This is a genomic window from Streptomyces sp. NPDC043427 (assembly GCF_056436655.1).
Genome location: NZ_JBWKCC010000004.1, coordinates 321,548 through 339,512, shown reverse-complemented (window position 1 = coordinate 339,512; position 17,965 = coordinate 321,548). Strand labels below are relative to the sequence as shown.

Genomic DNA, 17,965 nt, shown 5'->3' with positions numbered 1-17,965 from the left:
GTCCCGGGCAGCCCCTCGTCACACGGTGTCACCGGCGCCGGAGGGAGTGCCGGGCAGGTACGGCGCGAAGCCGTCCAGCAGCTTCAGCACCTCCGCCTCCCCCGCCGGCGGCAGCTGCACCACGGCCTCCTCGATGCCCAGCTCGGCGTAGTACGCGAGCTTGCCCGGGGACGGGTGGACGGCGTACGGCACGACTTGGAGGGCGGCCGGGTCGCGGCCCGCATCAGCCCAGGCGGCGCGCAGCACCGGCAGCGACTCCGACAGGCCCCGCCCGCCGATGGGCAGCCACCCGTCGGCGTACTCGCTGATGTGCGCGAACAGCTTGGGCCCGGCGGCCCCGCCGATGAGCGTGCGCGGTCCGACGACGGGCCCGCGCGGCCGCTGGACGGGCTTGGGGTGGGCGTCGCTGGCCCGCACGCTTCCGAACTCCCCGTCGTACGCGGTCGGTTCGTCACTCCACAGCGCCCGCATGAGCGCCATCCGGTCCCGGACCAGCTCGCGCCGCGTACGCCACTCCACGCCGTGGTCGGCGGCCTCCTCGACGTTCCAGCCGTAGCCGAGGCCGAGGGTGAGGCGGCCGCCGGAGAGGTGGTCGACCGTCGCGATCTGCTTGGCGAGGTCGATCGGGTCGTGCTGGGCGACGAGCGTGATGCCGGTGCCGAGGCCGAGCCGCTCGGTCACCGCAGCGGCCTGCCCGAGCGCGACGAAGGGGTCGAGCGTCCGGCCGTACTCGCGCGGCAGCTCGCCGCCCGCCGGGTACGGGGTGGTCCGCTCGACCGGGATGTGGGTGTGTTCGGGCAGGTACAGCCCGGCGAACCCCCGCTGCTCCAGCTCACGGGCGAGCCGGGTGGGGGTGATCGTCTCGTCGGTGAGGAAGATCGTCACGGAGATGCGCATGCCTCATCTGTACCCGGCGAGGGGCCATCTGTCCATACCGACCAGTCGGCATCCATGGGGAGCCTGCGGGATGTCCTTCGGCCGCCGCGACCCCGAAAGCTACCGATTCCCTTCCCTTGTACGGCAGTTCACGGCTGAATACGAAAGTTGCACGCACCACCCCTGCACCGCCCATGCCCTGTCACACACGACACCTGGGTAGCAGCAGCATGTGCGAGGACCACCACGGCACGCCCGGCCTCGGAAGGCGCGCGCTGGTCGTGACCGGAGCGGCCGCCGCGCTTACGTTGGGAAGCGTGAGCTTCGCTTCCGCGGCAGGTCAGGACCAGGAGACGCGGACCGTACGGGGCACGCTGCCGACCGGTTCCCCCGACTTCGTGTACCTCCCGGTGGAAGTCCCCGCCGGCGTACGGGAGCTCAGGGTCGCGTACGTCTACGACCGCCCGACCGTCCCCGCCGGCACCCCGGGCAACGCCCTCGACATCGGTGTCTTCGACGAGCACGGCACCGAGCTGGGCGGCCGGGGCTTCCGGGGCTGGTCGGGCGGCGCCCGCACGGAGTTCTTCCTCCGCGCGGACGAGGCGACGCCGGGGTACATCCCCGGCCCGGTCCGCAAGGGCACGTGGCACATCGCGCTCGGCCCGTACACGGTCGCCCCGCAGGGACTGTCGTACGAGATCACGATCACCCTGACCTACGGCGAGCCCGGCGAGGTCGTCGAGCCGACGTACCCGCCGGAACGGGCCAAGGGGCGAGGCCGGGCCTGGTACCGGGGCGACTGCCACCTCCACTCCTGGCACTCCGACGGCCGCCGCACCCCCGCGGAGATCGCCGCGCTGGCCCGGGCGGCCGGGGCAACTGCTACGCGGGCTGAGGAGGGGACCATTTGTCCAAGCCGTAGCGCGTACGGGCGGCGACGAAGTCCTCGCCCTCGTCAGGGGAGCCGGCGCGCGCCCCGGCCGCAGTGCCGGCACTGGCCGCGGCGCCGCAGGTGGTACGAGTAGGTCGCGACTCCGAGCGCTGCTCCCCACACCAGCCAGAACATCCCCGGCCCGGTGGTGCCCCACATGTCCGCCTCGTAGGCGCGGATGTTCATCAGACCGCCGGGGATGAGGACGACCGCGACGAGGGAGGCGGGCACGATCGCGGTGGCCGGGTGGATCGTCCGGCCCCTCTTGAAGGGCACCCAGCGCGGCCACACCTCGCCCCACCTGCTGACCAGTCCGTGCGTCAGCAGGCTGCCGAGGGTGGAGACCACTCCCAGGCCCAGGCCGATCTCCATCATGTACGGCGTGTCCTGCATCTCCTTCATAAAGTCGTCCGTGATGCCCAGCGGCCAGCCGAAGTACCAGGCGATGCGTGTGATGTCGTACGGGAGGGTGGAGAGAACCGCCGTCCACACCGCCCAGCGCCCCCAGCGCAGTGCCGTGGCCGGCTCGGTCCACGCGGCGGCCCGCGGCCCGCGCCCGCAGCGCACGCACTGCCCGCCCGTGCGCCGCTGATAGGCCAGCGTGGCCGCGGCCCACACCAGACCGCCGACGAAGACGATGACCAGGTTTCCGCGGTGCCAGTACAGAATGTCCGCCAGGACTTGGTCCCCGGGCACGCCCGTGAAGACGAACACCAGCAGGGCCGGCGAGAACGCCACCAGGCCGAGCAGCGAGTAGTCGGGGATCAGGAAGGTCAGCACACCGGCAGCCAGCCAGCCGAAGGTCAGCAGCGCCTTGCGTTGCCGGCCGCTTCCCCGGCCCCGCAGCATCAGAACCCCGACGACTACGCCGACCGCGCCGAAGCCCGCTATGACGGGTGCGACCACCGAAGAGCTGCTGGGCTCCAGGATCGACGCCGAGGAACGGTCGTCGATGGTGCGCGCGAAGGGATAGCCGTCGCCACCGAGGGCCCAGTGCAGACCCGCCAGTCCATAGAGCAGCGACCAGACCACCGCCAGGTAGGAGGACCACTCGGGCCATCTCGACCACCAGTGACTCCGGGGCACGATGCGGGGGCCGCTCTCCCGGACATACTCCTCGCTCGCCGACTGCACCATGTCTGATTCCGTCTTCCTCCCGTTCCCCGGCGGATTCCGGAGTCGTGCCAACGACTCTTCCAGCGCAGGTCGTACGGCACATCTGCCGATCGGGAGATTTCCGGGAGCCCCTCGCGCGGCACGCGGCAGATGTCAGCACGCGGCCGGGCTGAGGCATGGGGACAGCCAACCGGTCAGTCGGCGTCCGCCAACTCCGCCAACTCCGCCACCACCGCCGCATGGTCCGAAGGCCACACCCCGTCCACCGGGCCGGCCCCCGCCCGCCGTACCGCCCGTACACGCCCCAGGCGGTCGGGGCCCGGTCGGCCGACGTGGATGTAGTCGATGCGTGCGCTCGGGTCGCCGACCGCCGCGACGTACGGGTTGGTCGTGTCCCACGTGGCGGAGGGTGCCGTCGGGTCGGCGTACTCCCAGGCGTCGTAGAGGACCTGGCGGGGTACGGCCGGGGCGGTCCTGTAGCCGCCGAAGAGGCGGATCTCGTCGGAGTCGGGGCAGGCGTTGAAGTCGCCGGTGACGACGGGTGGGAACGGGGTGTCGCCGCGGTGGCGCGCGACGAACTCGGCGAGTGCGGTGACCTGGTGGCAGCGTACGGCGGAGGCGTGCGGGGGTGAGGTGAGGTGGACGGTGAAGAAGGGGACCTCGTGGGTGGGTGTGGCGAGGCGGGTGTAGAGGGCGAGGCGGCCGTCGTCGAGGTCGGGGGGTGCGGGCAGGCGCAGTGCCTCCTGCTCCAGCACGGGGTAGCGGCTCAGCACCGCGTTGCCGATGTCGACCGTGGCGTCCCCGATCCGCCGCTGCCAGCGCTCCGGCGCGGGTGAGGGCGCCCAGGCCCAGTGCAGGCCCAGCTCACCGGCCAGCCACTCCGCGAGGTTCTCCCCGCCGGTGGCCCACACCTCCTGGAGGCCGACCACGTCGGGGCGCAGCTCCCGCAAGGTCTCGAGGATCGCCTTCTGGCGTGTCTCCCAGGGGCCGAAGCGCCACCACAGGTTCCAGGTCACCACACGCATCCGCAGCCACCCGCTCTCGTTCCGCAGCGTGGGGGACCATTGAAGCAACAGTTCGAGCGCGTTGTGTGAAGGAGTCGTACGGACGATGTCCCGTCTCACCGATGTCAGATTCCGCGCCACCACGGCCTTCCAGCGCCGGATCAACCCCCTGCTGCGCCGCCTTCCCCTCCAGACGGTCCTGGAGACCACGGGCCGCGTCTCCGGGCTGCCCCGTCAGACGCCGGTGGGCGGCCGACGGGTCGGCGACTCCTTCTGGCTGGTGTCGGAGTTCGGTGACCGGTCCCAGTACGTGCGCAACATCCGGGCGAACCCGAAGGTCCGGGTGCGGATCCGGGGCCGCTGGCACACCGGCACGGCGCACCTGCTGCCCGACGACGACCCCGTGGCCCGCCTGCGCGCCCTGCCCCGCTTCAACAGCACGGCGGTACGGGCGCTCGGGACGAACCTGCTGACCGTGCGCGTGGATCTGGGGGAATGACCGGTTCGCCTCGCCTCAGCCGGGCCACACGATGGCCTGCACCTCGCTGTAGGCGTGCAGGGCGTACGAGCCCACGTCCCGGCCGACCCCGCTCCTCTTGAAGCCCCCGAACGGTGCCTCCATGTTGCGGCCGACGGTGTTGATCCCGACGCCGCCGGCCCTCAGCAGGCGGGCCACGCGGAAGGCGCGGGCCACGTCGCCGGTCCAGACGTAGTCGATGAGGCCGTAGTCGGAGTCGTTGGCGAGGGCGACGCCCTCCTCCTCGTCGTCGAAGGGGAGGACGGAGACGACGGGGCCGAAGATCTCCTCGCGGACCACCCGCATGTCCGGGGAGCAGTCGGCGAGGAGGGCGGGGACGACGTAGAAACCCCGGTCGTACGGCGGGCGTTCGCCTCCCGTCACCACCACCGCGCCCTCCTTGCGGCCCGTCTCCACGTAGGACTCCACCCGGTCGCGGTGCGCCGCGGAGATCACCGGGCCGACCACCGTGTCCCGCTCCCTTGGATCGCCCACCTTCAATCGGCGGGCGTACGCGGCCAGTTGCTCCACGAGGCGGTCGTACACGCCCCGCTGGGCCAGTACCCGGGTCGGCGCGGTGCAGATCTGGCCGCTGTAGAAGGAGAAGGTCGTGCCGATCCCGGCGACCGCCGAGGCGAGGTCCGCGTCGTCGAAGACGAGGGCCGCGCCCTTCCCGCCCAGCTCCATCAGCTGGCGTTTCATGCCGCGCCCGCACACCTCGGCGATGCGCTGCCCCACCGCCGTGGAGCCGGTGAAGCTGACCATGTCGACGTCCGGGGAGTCCACGGCCGCCTCGCCGACCTCGACCGAGCGCCCGGAGACCACGTTCACCACACCCGCCGGCGCACCCGCCGCCTCCAGTGCCTCCGCCATCCGGTACACCGACAGCGGATCCTGCGGCGCGGGCTTCACCACCACCGTGTTGCCCATGGCCAGCGCCGGCGCGATCTTGCCCGCCGGGTTCGCCCACGGGTTGTTGTACGAGGTGATGCAGGTGACCACGCCCACGGGCTGCCGCACCGCCAGCGCGCCCATCACGCCGGCCTTCCCCATGGGCCCGGCCTCGTTGATCTGGGGCGGGATCGCCCACTCGGCCGGCTCCACGCGCGCGTACCGCCGGAAACGGGCCGCGCCGACACCCACCTGCATGCCCCGGGCCGTCCCGGTCGTCGCCCCGGTCTCGGCCTGGGCGAGCTCGGCGTACGGCACCAGCCGCTCCCGGACCAGGTCCGCCGCCCGCGCCAGCACCGCCGCCCGCTCCTCGACGGGCGTGCGCGACCACGGCCCGAAGGCCTCGCGGGCCGCGGCGCAGGCCGCGTGCACCTGATCCCGCGAGGCCTCCGGCGCCCACCCGACGGTTTCCTCGGTCGCCGGGTCGAGGACGGCGTAGTGCCCGCCGTCCGGCTCGACCCACTCACCACCGACGAACAGCCGCTGCCCGTCGCTCACTTGGTGCTCACCGTCTCGGTGTCCCGCCCGGACCGCAGCACCCGTCCCGGTACGGCGCCCGTCACCGCGTCGTCCCGGATCACCTCGACCCCGTTGACCCACACGGCGCGTACGCCGATCGCCTTGGAGTCCAGCCGCGGACTGTCACCCGGCAGGTCGTGCACCAGGGTGGCCTTGCCCGCGTCGATCCGCTCCGGGTCGAAGAGGACCAGGTCGGCATGCCAGCCCTCCCGTACCCGGCCCCGCTCCCGCAGCCCGAACAACCGCGCCGGGTCGTCCGTCAGCATCCGCACCGCCTGCTCCAGACCGACCAGCTTCCGGCCCCGCAGGCAGTCACCGAGGAAGCGCGTGGTGTACGGGGCTCCGCACATGCGGTCCAGGTGCGCGCCCGCGTCGGAGCCGCCGAGCAGGACGTCCTCGTGCTGCCAGGTCTCGGCCCGCAGGGCCCAGGACGCCGGGTCGTTGTCGGTGGGCATGGGCCACAGCACCGTACGCAGCTCGTCGTTCGCGCAGATCTCCACCAGACAGGCGAACGGGTCCTGTCCGCGCTCCGCCGCGATGTCCCGCACCACCCGCCCGGTCAGACCCCGGTTCACCTCGCTGTACGTGTCCCCGATGACGTACCGCCCGAAGTCGGCAAGCCGCCGGAACACCCCCGCTTCCTTGGAGTCGGCCCGCTTCAGCATCTCCGCCCGTACGGCCGGGTCCCGCAGCCTCTCGATCCGCTCCGGCACGGGCAGCCCCAGGACCGGCCCCCACCCCGGAATCAGGTTCAGCGCGCAGAAGGTGCCCAGGGACATGTTCATCGGCGTGAGGATCGGCATGGTCAGCGCCACGACCCGACCGCCCGACTTCCGCGCCCGCTCACTCGCCTCCAGCTGCCTGGGCACCCGCTCCGGCACGGCCGCGTCGACGGTCAGGACGTTCCAGTTCAGGGGCCGTCCGGCGGTCGCGCTCAGCTCCACGAACAAATCGATCTCGGCATCGCTGAACTGGTCCAGGCAGCCCGCGACAATCGCCTCGATCTGCGTCCCCTCGTGCTCCCCCACGGCCTGGGCGAGCGCCAGCAGCTCGGCGGGGTGCGCGTGCCGGGACGCGACCGGCTGTCCGTCACCGTCGGAGTGGGTCGACGACTGGGTTGTGGAGAATCCCCAGGCCCCGGCGTCCATGGCCTCGTGCAGCAGCCGCACGATCTGCGCCAACTGCTCCTTGGTCGGCTGCCCGCCGATCGCCTGCGGTCCCATCACGTACCGCCGCAGCGCGCAGTGCCCCACCATGAAACCGGCGTTGACCGCGATCCGCCCCTCCAGAGCATCCAGGTACTCCCCGAAGGAACTCCAACTCCAGGGCGCCCCCTCCTCCAACGCCACCAGTGACATCCCCTCCACCTTGGACATCATCCGGCGGGTGTAGTCGGCGTCCTCGGGACGATCCGGGTTCAGCGGCGCGAGCGTGAACCCACAGTTCCCGCCGGCGACGGTGGTGACTCCGTGGTTGAGGGAGGGCGTTGCGTAGGGGTCCCAGAAGAGCTGGGCGTCGTAGTGGGTGTGGGGGTCGACGAAGCCGGGGGCGAGGATCAGTCCGTCGGCGTCCTCGGACGTACTCGTCTCTTCGGTGACCTTCCCGATGACGGCGATACGGCCGCCTCGTATGCCGACGTCGGCAGTGAACGCGGGCGCTCCGGTCCCGTCCACGACGGTCGCACCCTTGACGACGTGATCAAGCACGGGGCTCACCTCCATGAACTCCGAGGGGCTGTCCTGCTCAAGGGCGCGGGGAACTGCGCGACCAGCCACGACGGCCCGCAGTCCGCGACGGCGCTCACGCCCCCTGCCGAAAGCGCGTAGTCCTGTGCACAGGATCCGTGTCGATCTTCGGAATCACGTGCTCCCCGATCAGCCGAATGGTCTGGAGCGTCTCCTCCTTCGGCACCCCGACGGGCAACCCGAAGCTCAACTGATCCGCCCCCGCCTGCTCCCACCGCTTGCACTGCGTGAGCACTTCCTCCGGGTCCCCGCAGATCAACAGCTCCTCAGCCACGAGCAGTTCGATGAACTCCTCGTTGTACTCGGGCAGCGTCTCCGGCCACACCGGGAACCCCTCGGGCCGCGGGAACGTGTCGTGGTACCGGAAGACCAGCGACGGCAGATAGTGCAGCCCGCCGCTCACGGCGATCCGTATCGCCTCGTCGTGCGTCGGCGCGCAGATGGCCGTGGTCGTCACCATCACGTTGTCGTTGACGAAGTCCCCGACGGGCTCGGCGTCCACGACGGCCGTCTTGTACTGCTCGAGCACCCACTCCATGTCGGAGACCTTCTGCACACTGAAGCCGAGCACACCCAGCCCCTTGCGCGCGGCCATCGCGTACGACGGCGGCGACCCGGCGGCGTACCACATCGCCGGGTGGGACTTGCCGTACGGCTTGGGCAGGACCTTCCTCGGCGGGAGCTGCCAGTGCTTGCCCTTGAAGCCGACGTACTCGCCCTGGAGCCACATCTTGGGGAACTCGGCGATGGTCTCTTCCCAGATCTCCTTGGTGTGGTTCATGTCGGTGATGCCTGGGAGGAAGCCGAGGATCTCGTGCGAGCCCGCGCCCCGGCCGGAGCCGAACTCGAAGCGGTTCTGGCTGAGATGGTCGAGCATGGCCACCTTCTCGGCGACCTTCACGGGGTGGTTGACCTGGGCGAGGGGGTTGAAGATCCCCGACCCGAGATGGATCCGCTCGGTCGCGTGTGCCAGGTACCCCAGGAAGACGTCATTCGCGGAGAGGTGGGAGTACTCCTCCAGGAAGTGGTGCTCGGACGCCCAGGCGTACTTGAACCCGGAGCGGTCCGCCTGGATGACGTACTCGGTCTCCTCCATCAGCGCCTTGTGCTCGGCGAGCGGGTCGGTCTCGGCGCGCTTGCCGACGTATCCCTGTACAAAGAGCCCGAATTCCAAGGAGGTTCACCGTCCCCAGTTGTTTCTGACGATGCGTCAGATTGGCTTGCCGCCGACTGTGGCACCGGGCCCGTGGACCGTCAATAGCTGACTGGCCGTCAGATGGTGCGGATCTTCAGATGATGCTGACCCCGGCGAGCCAGCCGCCGTCGATCACGAACGGCTGCCCGGTGATGTAGGAGGAGTCGTCGGAGGCGAGGAAGAGCGCGAGACGCGCCACCTCCTCCGGCCGCCCGATCCGGCCCAGCGGGACGAGCCTGCGGTACAGCTCGTCGAGGGCCCGGGAGGTCTCCTCGCCGTCGGCGGACGGGTCGAGGAGGGCCGGGTTGGACATGGCGGTGTCGATGGCGCCGGGGCACATGGCGTTGACCCTGATGCGGCGAGGCGCCAGCTCCAGCGCGGCGACCCGGGTGAGCCCGAGGATGGCGTGCTTGGTGGCCGCGTACGCCCCCACGGCCGCCATCCCGGTCACCCCGGTGTACGAGGCGGTGTTGACGATGGTGCCGCCGTCCTCCATCGCGGGCGCCACGGTCCTGACGCCGAGGAAGCAGCCGACCTGGTTGACCCGTACGACCTGCATGAACTCGTCGAGGGGCGTGTCGACGAGGGCGTTGAAGCGGAGGATGCCGGCGTTGTTGACGAGCCCGTCGACATGGCCGTACGCGTCCTTGGCGGCGGTGACGGCGGAGCGCCAGTCGTCCTCCTCCCCCACGTCGAGATGGACGTACAGCGCGCCGAGTTCCTTCGCGAGGGTCTCGCCCGGTTCGTCGAGGACGTCGGCGACGACGACCCTCGCGCCCTCCGCCGCGAACAGGCGCGCCTCCTGCTCCCCCTGTCCGCGCGCGGCCCCGGTGACGATCACGACTCGGCCGTCCAGCTTGCCCATGCGAGCCCCCTTCACATCGGTGGGCTCAGCATCGTACCGCCGTAGCTGACGATCCGTCAGATAGCAGAACGGTGATTGCACAAGTACACATCAAGTGACTTGCAAGTAGGGACATTTGACTCTGTCCAGGGCCTGCACGGGGCCCCAATAATCCTTCACGGCCAGGTAAAACAATCCTCAAGGACGGAGGCCCGCATGGCCAAGAGGAGACTGAAGAACAGGAAGGTCCGGTACGTGGCGATCGGTGCGGCGCTGGCGACCGGCGGGGCCGTCATCACCCTGCTTCCGTCGGCGAACGCGGCCGACGAGAAGACGCCGGAGCAGATCATGTCGATGTGCGAGAGGTCCGCGGTCGTCAACGGCAAGCAGCGCTCGGTGCGTGACTTCAACGGCGGTTTCGCGGACGGGTTCCAGGCCGACAACTGCGATTTCGTCGAGACGAAGTTCGAGACCTTCGACGGCCCCACCGAGAAGGCGTCCATCGATTTCCCGAACTGCGAGCCGAATGCCACCGACCCGGCGAAGGTGTCCGTCACCTGGTCGGCCACCACGGCTCAGGGAGAGGGCAAGTACTCGGTGACCCAGCAGGGCGGCGGCGGAGGCCTCTTCGGATTCCTGAGCGGGTCCTGGGTGAAACACAAGGGAACCCTGGACATGACCGTGAAGTCGGCGACCGCGGGCGCCACGGAACAGCGGGAGGTACCGGTCGGCAAGGTGCTCCACATGGAGTTCACGCCGAAGATGCAGCGCATGACCGGCGAATGGCGGGTGCGGATCGACGCCCGCGAGGCGACGACCGTCACCAACGCCACCCCCGAGCAGAACTTCGTCGCGCCGGAGGTCGTCGAGGGACCCGTGGTCCTGCCCGGAGCGGCCGGCGCGCCCGGTGTCGTGGACGGCACGTCCAAGGCGGTCCTGGCGGACTGCTGACCCACTGACCACTCCCCCCACCAGCACTTTCCCTCCAGGAGATCATCATGACCCGCGCCGACCGTCCGAGAAGCCACCGCAGCAGGAAGAAGCGCATCACCCTCGCCCTGGCCCCCGTCGCGGCACTCGCCGTGGCCATCCCCCTGATGAACCCGGCCGGTGCCGCCACCCCCTCCGAGGTGACCGCCGACTGTGCCGCGGACTCCGGAAAACTGGAGAACTGCGAGTTCGTCGATGTCCAGTTCAAGGCGAACAGCCTCGGGCCCAATCAGCGCGTTTCGCCCGTGACCGAGAACTGCGGAACGACGACCGCGGCGACGAGTACGTTCAACGTGAGCACGTCCGTCACCCGAACCATCCAACTCGAGGACGGATTCACCGCCGGCGCCGACACCAAGCTGGGGAACTCCTTCTTCGAGATCGGCCTGAAGTTCAGCACCTCGGAAATCAACATCACACGCGACGACAAGACCACCACTCTGGCGTTCAGCCGCTCCGACACCGTGCAGCCGGACAGCGTCGGATTCTTCATGTGGTCCGCCAAGCGCACCGACGTGAGCGGATTCCTCAAGGCCACGTACAAGGAGGAGCAGAACGGCCAGAAGGTCTTCTTCGCCCCGAGCGAGGGCGGCACAAGCGTGCACGTCTTCTATCCGCAGCTCCTGAAGAACGGAACTCCGGACGGCCGCCTCTGGCTGCGCAACGTGAAGTGCGGGACCCCCGAGGCGTCGGGAATCCAGAACTCGACGAACAGTCTTCGCGCCGAGCCCGGATTCGATGAGGGCGGCGACAACGTCACCGACGTCGAGATACCGCTGTCGGAGGTCCCGGCCCCCTGAGGGACGTTCTCACGAGCACCGTTCTCAGGTGCGAAGCACGGGCGCGGCCGGGGTGGCCCCGAGCCATCGCAGGACCGCGTCCGTGCTGCCCCGGGCGTCGAGCTTGGCGTAGATGTTGCTGAGGTTGTTGCGGACGGTCTTCTCGCTCAGCCGTAACCGCAGGCTGATCTCCTGCGCGCCCAGGCCGGTCGACAGCAGCTCCATGATCTGGCGTTCGCGCGGCGAGAGCAGCGCGCGCAGCCGTTCGAGGGCGTCACCGGCCGTGGGCATGCGCCGGGCCCCCTCACGCAGCGCGGCGCAGGCGGTGGGCGAGAGGTAGGTGTGCCCGACGGTGGCCGCCATCACGGCCGACGACAGCATGTGGGTGCAGTAGTCGCCCTCGACCAGGTAGCCCGCGCCGCCCCGGAACACCTCGACCACCACCTCGGTGTCCTGGCGCGGGCTGACGACGATCACCGGAACACTGCGGTCGCCCAGCGCCTTCAGCAGGTCCGGGAGGGACTCCGACGGCTCCGCGCAGTGCAGGAGGACGACGTCGACGGTTCTGGGGATGCGGAAGGGCGGGGTCAGGTGCTCGGCCCGGCCCACGTATCGGTCGTCCGGGGACGGCCAGTCGGTGTGCGGCCACTCGCCGTCGGCGCAGGCGAGGGCAACGGAGAGTCGCTGGGAGGATCGCACTGTACGTGTCCTTCCGCCGGAACCATCACGTCCGTACGTTCGTACATACGCGACTCGGCGTGGACATGTTCAAACGTTCAAAGAACCGTCACTCAGGAGGAAGAGTCGAGCAGCGGGCCCACCTCCGCGCCGAACTCGGCCATCTGGTCGGTGAGTTCGGTACGACTTCGGCAGCGGAAGCGCACCTGGATCTGGTGCACGCCCATCGCCCCGTAGGCGCGCAGCGACTCGGCGAGCACCTCCGGCGGCCCGGTGAGGGTACGGCGGCCCACATCCCAGTCGGGGGTGCCGACGTAGAGCGGCTCGGTGATGGCGCCGATCGTGAGCGGCTCACCCTCGTCCCCGCGCAGCCGCCGGATGGTCTCGATCTGCGCGGGCAGCCGGTCCCTCGGGTCGCCCTGGGGCAGCCAGCCGTCCCCCTTGAGCGCGGCCCGGCGCACGGCGGCCGGGGAGGATCCGCCGACCCACAGCGGCACCCGCGCCTGGGCGGGCCGGGGTCGCTGGCCGAGGCCTTCGAAGTCGTACGTCTTGCCGTGGTGGGACGGGAACTCCTCCTCCCCCAGCGCGGCGCGCAGCGCGTCGATCGTCTCGTCGAGTACCGCGCCCCGCCGCTCGAAGTCCACCCCCAACGCCTCGAACTCCTCCCTTACGTGCCCCGCCCCCACCCCGAGGATCAGGCGCCCCCCGCTGATGTGGTCGAGGGTGGCGTACTGCTTGGCGGTCACCAGGGGGTGGCGCAGTCCGATCACCGCGACATGGGCGAGCAGGCGGACGCGCCCGGTCACGGCCGCGAGGTGGGCGAGGGTGGCCACGGGGTCGTACCAGACCGTGCTCATCGCGGGCGCGAGGCGGCGGGGTATGGCGACGTGGTCGCAGCAGGCGACGTAGGCGAAACCGGCCCGGTCGGCGGCGCGGGCGACGGCGACGAGGTCGTCGGGGCCCGCGCCGGCCTCCCAGGCTTCGGCGTAGATCGTGGACTGGGACTGGACGGGGAGCTGGATGCCGTAGACGAGGCCGGTGCTCACCGGGCACCGCCGCCGCCCGGCCACAGGCCTTCCGGGGTGAGCCCCAGCAGGCGGATCGCGTTGCCTCGGACGATCCGCTCGACGACGTCGGCGGGCAGGTGGCCCATCTGGGCCTCGCCGACCTCGCGTGACTTGGGCCAGGTGGAGTCGGAGTGGGGGTAGTCGGTCTCGTAGAGGACGTTCCCGACACCGATGGAGTCGAGGTTCCTGAGCCCGAAGGCGTCGTCGAAGAAGCAGCCGTAGACGTGCTCGGCGAAGAGTTCGGACGGCGGCCGGTGCACCTTGTCGGCGACGCCGCCCCAGCCCCGGTTCTCCTCCCACACCACGTCGGCGCGCTCCAGGATGTAGGGGATCCAGCCGATCTGGCCCTCCGCGTACATGACCCTCAGGCCGGGGAAGCGCTCGAACTTGCCGCTCATCAGCCAGTCGACCATCGAGAAGCAGCAGTTGGCGAAGGTGATGGTGGAGCCGACGGCGGGCGGGGCGTCGGCGGAGGTGGAGGGCATACGGCTGCTGGAGCCGATGTGCATGGCGATGACGGTGCCGGTCTCGGCGCAGGCGGCGAGGAAGGGGTCCCAGTCGTCGGTGTGGACGGAGGGCAGGCCGAGGTGCGGGGGTATCTCGGAGAAGGCGACGGCGCGCACGCCCCGTTCGGCGTTGCGGCGGACCTCCTGGGCCGCCAGCTCGGCGTCCCAGAGGGGGATGAGGGTGAGGGGTATCAGCCGCCCTTGGGCGTCCGGGCCGCACCACTCCTCCACCATCCAGTCGTTGTAGGCCCGGACGCACAGCAGGCCCAGCTCGTGGTCCTTGGCCTCGGTGAAGGTCTGGCCGCAGAAGCGGGGGAAGGTGGGGAAGCACAAGGCCGACTGGACGTGGTTGACGTCCATGTCGGCGAGGCGCTGCGGCACGTCGTACGACCCCGGGCGCATCTGCTCGTAGGTGATGACCTCCAGGCGGATCTCGTCCCGGTCGTAGCCGACGGCGGTGTCGAGGCGGGTCAGCGGGCGGTGCAGGTCCTCGTAGACCCACCAGTCGCCGACCGGTCCCTCGTCGCCGGGGCGGCCCATGACGGGCTTGAAGCGGCCGCCGAGGAAGGTCATCTCCTTCAGCGGGGCGCGGACGATCCGGGGGCCGACGTCCCGGTACTTCTTCGGGAGGCGGTCCTGCCAGACGTCCGGGGGCTCTACGGTGTGGTCGTCCACGGAGATGATCTGCGGAAGGGTGAGGGAGTCGGTCTCCGGAAGCGTGTCACTGGTACGCGTGGGCTCGGTCTCCATGAGGCTCACGGTAGCGCCAATCTGACGGGTCGTCAGGAACCAGGTACCGTTCGACTCTGTGCGGAAGTGTGCGCAGAGTGTGTGAGGGGCTTGTGATGTCCTGTGCGTCCGGCTGTGTCCCGCCCGTGATCGGCGTCTCGCCCGGCTGACGTGTCCGCCAAGGACAAGGCAAACTGACGTAGTGGTTGAGGATGCCTAGGGGGACCCCGATGGACGACGGTGTACCGCGCGTGCCCGAGCAGAGGCGGCCCGGCTCCTCCGAGGAGCCGGCGGCCCTGCGCTTCAGCCTGCTCGGCCCGGTGCGCGCCTGGCGCGGCGAGCAGTCGCTGGCGTCCGGTTCTCCCCAGCAACGCGCCCTGCTCGCCGCCCTGTTGCTGCGCGAGGGCCGTACGGCGACCGCGGGCGAGCTGATCGACGCGCTGTGGGGCGAGGACCCGCCGTCCCAGGCACTGGCCGCGCTGCGCACGTACGCCTCCCGGCTGCGCAAGGTGCTCGACCCGGGCGTCCTGGCGAGCGAGTCCGGCGGTTACGCGGTGCGCGGCCTCGGGGAAGGCGCCCTGGACCTGGCGGTGGCGCAGGAGCTGGCGGCGGAGGCGGAGAAGGCGCGCGGGGCCGGGGACCTGTCCCATGCGCGGAGCGTGCTGAACCGGGCGCTGGGCCTGTGGGACGGCGCGGCGCTGGCCGGGGTCCCCGGCCCGTACGCCGAGACACAACGGGTCCGCCTGGAGGAATGGCGGCTCCAACTGCTCGAAACCCGCCTGGACATGGACCTGGAGCAGGGCTGCCACGCGGAGGCGGTCTCGGAGCTCACCGCGCTGACGGCGGCCCATCCGCTGCGGGAGCGGCTGCGGGAACTGCTGATGCTGGCCCTGTACCGCGCGGGCCGCCAGGCCGAGGCGCTCGCCGTCTACGCCGACACCCGCCGGCTGCTCGCCGACGAACTGGGCGTGGATCCCCGTCCCGGTCTGCGCGAGTTGCAGCAGCGCATCCTCCAGGCGGACCCGGCCCTCGCCGAGCCGTCGGCACCGGTCACCGAACCGGCCCCCGCCCCCGTCCGCCCCGCTCAACTCCCGGCCACCGTGCCCGACTTCACCGGCCGGGCATCCTTCGTCGCCGAACTCAGCGAGGTGCTGGCGTCGGCGGACGGCCGCGTGATGGCGGTGTCCGCGCTCGCGGGCATCGGCGGCGTCGGCAAGACGACCCTCGCCGTGCACGTCGCCCACCAGGCGCGCGGGGCCTTCCCGGACGGGCAGTTGTACGTCGACCTCCAGGGCGCGGGACAGCGGGCCGCGGAACCGGAGACCGTCCTCGGCTCCTTCCTGCGCGCCCTCGGTACGGCGGACTCGGCGATCCCCGACTCCCTGGAGGAGCGCGCCGCCCTGTACCGCTCGGTGCTGGACGGCCGGCGGGTGCTCGTGCTGCTGGACAACGCCCGTGACGCCGCTCAAGTACGCCCGCTCCTGCCCGGCACGGAGGGGTGCGCCGCTCTGGTGACCTCCCGGATGCGGATGGTGGACCTCGCCGGGGCCCACCTGGTCGACCTGGACGTCATGTCCCCCGACGAGGCGCTGTCCCTCTTCACGCGGATCGTCGGCGAGGAGCGGGTCCGCTCAGAACGCGAGGCCGCCCTCGACGTGGTCGCCGCCTGCGGCTTCCTCCCCCTCGCCATCCGCATCGCCGCCTCCCGCCTCGCCGCCCGCCGCACCTGGACGGTGTCCGTCCTCGCGGCCAAGCTCGCGGACGAACGCCGGCGACTCGACGAACTCCAGGCGGGCGACCTGGCGGTGAAGGCGACGTTCGAGCTGGGGTACGGGCAGTTGGAGACCGCTCAGGCCCGAGCGTTTCGTCTGCTGGGGCTGGCCGACGGTCCGGACATCTCGCTGGCGGCGGCAGCGGCGGTCCTGGATCTGCCGGTGGAGGACACCGAGGATCTGATGGAGTCCCTGGTCGACACGTCGCTGCTGGAGTCGGCGGCGCCGGGTCGCTACCGCTTCCACGACTTGGTCCGACTCTACGCGCGTGCGTGCGCGGAGCGGGACGAGTGGCTGCCGAACGAGCGCGAGGCGGCACTGTCCAGACTGCTGGACTTCTACCTGGCCACAGCGGCCGCGGTGTACGCCATCGAGCGCCCGGGCGACCGCCTGGTGGACCACCTGGCTCCGACCGAATACCCGGGGATCGTCTTCCCCGACCGCCGCGCCGCCCGCGACTGGCTCTACACCGAGGCCAACTGCCTCCTGTCCATGGCCCGCCAGTCCGCCACCCGCCCGACCACCCTGCCCCGCGCCATCGACCTGCTGTGGGCCGCGCTCGACCTGTCCGAGTCCGGGGCGAACTCCCGGGAGTACGAGGCCACGGCGAAGGCGCTGCTGGAGGCCACGCAGCGGGCGGACGTGCCCCAGGTCGAGGCACGCGCGCTGATGACGCTGGCCCACGCCCACCTCGACGGCGGGCGCTTCGACATGGCCGACCAGGAGGCGGAGCGGGTGATCCGCCTCGCCCACGAGGCCGACGACCTGCTGCCCGCCTGCTGGGCCGGAAACGCCCGGGGGGTCATCGCCCTCTACCAGGGCCGCGCCTCGGACGGCGAGGTACACCTCTCCCAGGCGATCGAACACTTCCGCGCCCTGGGCGATCGGCCGGGCGAGGCCGCCATTCTGTGCAACCTCTCCCGCATCCACCTCGCCACGGGCCGCACCCAGAGCGCCGTCGCCCTCGCCGAGCAGGGCAGGGAGATCTACGACGCCATGGGCAACTCCATGCGGGGCGCCAACGGCCGCTACGCGCTGGGCATGGCACTCACCCAGAGCGGCCGGCTCGACGCCGCCTCCGACCGCCTCCACGAGGCACTCGACGTCTTCCGCGACAGCCGCCAGCGCCTGTGGGAGGGCATGACCCTCTTCCGCCTGGCCGAGGTCGACATCGCCGCCCAGCGCCACGCCCAGGCCGCCGCCAACGCCGAGATGGCCCTCACGGTCCTGCGGGGCATCGGCGGCGAATGGCGCCGCGGCAACGTCCTCACGGTTCTCGGCCACGCCCTGACCGGCGTGGGGCACACGGGGCGGGCGCGGGTGTGCTGGGAGGAAGCGATGCGGATCTACGAGGAGTTGGGGGCGCCGGAGGCGGCGGGGGTGCGGGAGTTGTTGGGGGCGGTGGGGGTGGGCTGAAGGAGCCCATCGGGTGGGCTGAGGGAGCCCATCGGGTGGGCTGAGGGCTCCGTAGAGGTGGGTCGAGGCGCCGCGGTGGGCCCCCTACGTTCCGGCGTTCATCATTCGTTTATCGCCGTCCCCCATGCTCAGGGGCAGTCGATCCGTCGTGTCGGGGGGCAAACGGGTCGACGCAGTGGCCGCGCACCGGCGAACTAGGGTTGAGCGGCCGGGGGGGGGGGGGGGGGGGGAACGGGGGGGGGGGGGGGGGGGGGGGGGGGGGTGGGGGGAGGGGGGGGGAGGGAGGGGGGGGGGGGGGGACACGAGGAACCAGGCACCAGTACTACAACA

Annotated in this window: 14 protein-coding genes and 1 pseudogene; 5 read left to right on the top strand and 10 right to left on the bottom strand. The window is 71.1% G+C overall.

What is annotated here, in order from left to right:
- Positions 1 to 18: 18 nt before the first annotated feature.
- The gene (locus AC067M_RS11255; RefSeq protein ID WP_478696737.1) at positions 19 to 897 is read right to left on the bottom strand and encodes an LLM class F420-dependent oxidoreductase; all 879 of its coding nucleotides are present in this window, start codon (positions 895 to 897) and stop codon (positions 19 to 21) included.
- A 209-nt stretch (positions 898 to 1,106) separates the two neighbouring features.
- On the opposite strand from AC067M_RS11255, the pseudogene AC067M_RS11250 reads away from it, so the two are divergent.
- Positions 1,107 to 1,751, top strand: a pseudogene (locus tag AC067M_RS11250) (CehA/McbA family metallohydrolase); the annotation flags it as partial.
- 80 nt (positions 1,752 to 1,831) lie between these two features.
- Here AC067M_RS11250 and AC067M_RS11245 read toward each other — a convergent pair.
- Together AC067M_RS11245 and AC067M_RS11240 are read right to left on the bottom strand one after the other, a co-directional pair.
- On the bottom strand, positions 1,832 to 2,944 hold the full coding sequence (locus AC067M_RS11245) for an NYN domain-containing protein (protein WP_478696736.1): 1,113 nt from the start codon (positions 2,942 to 2,944) through the stop codon (positions 1,832 to 1,834).
- A 173-nt stretch (positions 2,945 to 3,117) separates the two neighbouring features.
- Positions 3,118 to 3,948 (bottom strand): endonuclease/exonuclease/phosphatase family protein, encoded by an 831-nt coding sequence (locus AC067M_RS11240; protein ID WP_478696879.1) that lies wholly within the window; start codon positions 3,946 to 3,948, stop codon positions 3,118 to 3,120.
- Between the two features lie 85 nt (positions 3,949 to 4,033).
- Between AC067M_RS11240 and AC067M_RS11235 the strand changes: the two genes are divergently transcribed.
- Positions 4,034 to 4,426: a nitroreductase/quinone reductase family protein gene (locus tag AC067M_RS11235; protein WP_478696735.1), complete on the top strand. Its 393-nt coding sequence runs from the start codon at positions 4,034 to 4,036 to the stop codon at positions 4,424 to 4,426.
- Positions 4,427 to 4,441: 15 nt separating this feature from the next.
- Here the strand turns inward: AC067M_RS11235 and AC067M_RS11230 are convergent, their stop codons facing one another.
- The 4 genes from AC067M_RS11230 to AC067M_RS11215 all read right to left on the bottom strand — a co-directional run bounded on the left by AC067M_RS11230 (position 4,442) and on the right by AC067M_RS11215 (position 9,719).
- A complete protein-coding gene (locus tag AC067M_RS11230) occupies positions 4,442 to 5,893 on the bottom strand; it encodes an aldehyde dehydrogenase family protein (RefSeq protein ID WP_478696734.1) in 1,452 nt (483 codons plus the stop codon).
- Positions 5,890 to 7,620, bottom strand: coding sequence for an N-acyl-D-amino-acid deacylase family protein (locus AC067M_RS11225; protein WP_478696733.1), 1,731 nt, complete (start codon positions 7,618 to 7,620; stop codon positions 5,890 to 5,892). Before AC067M_RS11225 ends, AC067M_RS11230 begins: the two co-directional genes overlap by 4 nt.
- Before the next feature lie 94 nt (positions 7,621 to 7,714).
- Positions 7,715 to 8,833, bottom strand: coding sequence for an LLM class flavin-dependent oxidoreductase (locus AC067M_RS11220; protein ID WP_478696732.1), 1,119 nt, complete (start codon positions 8,831 to 8,833; stop codon positions 7,715 to 7,717).
- A 115-nt stretch (positions 8,834 to 8,948) separates the two neighbouring features.
- Complete coding sequence (locus AC067M_RS11215) at positions 8,949 to 9,719, bottom strand: SDR family NAD(P)-dependent oxidoreductase (protein ID WP_478696731.1); 771 nt, start codon at positions 9,717 to 9,719, stop codon at positions 8,949 to 8,951.
- A gap of 195 nt (positions 9,720 to 9,914) precedes the next feature.
- Between AC067M_RS11215 and AC067M_RS11210 the strand changes: the two genes are divergently transcribed.
- Both AC067M_RS11210 and AC067M_RS11205 read left to right on the top strand, forming a co-directional pair.
- On the top strand, positions 9,915 to 10,649 hold the full coding sequence (locus AC067M_RS11210) for a hypothetical protein (protein ID WP_478696730.1): 735 nt from the start codon (positions 9,915 to 9,917) through the stop codon (positions 10,647 to 10,649).
- A 47-nt stretch (positions 10,650 to 10,696) separates the two neighbouring features.
- Positions 10,697 to 11,488, top strand: coding sequence for a hypothetical protein (locus tag AC067M_RS11205; protein ID WP_478696729.1), 792 nt, complete (start codon positions 10,697 to 10,699; stop codon positions 11,486 to 11,488).
- Between the two features lie 24 nt (positions 11,489 to 11,512).
- On the opposite strand, the gene AC067M_RS11200 is transcribed toward AC067M_RS11205, so the two are convergent.
- From AC067M_RS11200 to AC067M_RS11190, 3 genes are all read right to left on the bottom strand, one after another.
- Positions 11,513 to 12,166 (bottom strand): LuxR C-terminal-related transcriptional regulator, encoded by a 654-nt coding sequence (locus tag AC067M_RS11200; RefSeq protein ID WP_478696728.1) that lies wholly within the window; start codon positions 12,164 to 12,166, stop codon positions 11,513 to 11,515.
- Between the two features lie 92 nt (positions 12,167 to 12,258).
- Positions 12,259 to 13,191 carry an LLM class F420-dependent oxidoreductase gene (locus AC067M_RS11195; RefSeq protein ID WP_478696727.1) on the bottom strand — a complete coding sequence of 311 codons (933 nt, stop codon included), beginning with the start codon at positions 13,189 to 13,191 and terminating at the stop codon, positions 12,259 to 12,261.
- Complete coding sequence (locus tag AC067M_RS11190; RefSeq protein ID WP_478696726.1) at positions 13,188 to 14,468, bottom strand: amidohydrolase family protein; 1,281 nt, start codon at positions 14,466 to 14,468, stop codon at positions 13,188 to 13,190. The genes AC067M_RS11195 and AC067M_RS11190 overlap by 4 nt, the downstream gene beginning before the upstream one ends.
- Positions 14,469 to 14,677: 209 nt before the next feature.
- Here AC067M_RS11190 and afsR point away from each other — a divergent pair, with 209 nt between their 5' ends.
- Positions 14,678 to 17,635, top strand: coding sequence for an SARP-family global regulator AfsR (gene afsR, locus AC067M_RS11185; protein WP_478696725.1), 2,958 nt, complete (start codon positions 14,678 to 14,680; stop codon positions 17,633 to 17,635).
- The last annotated feature ends 330 nt before the right edge of the window (positions 17,636 to 17,965 follow it).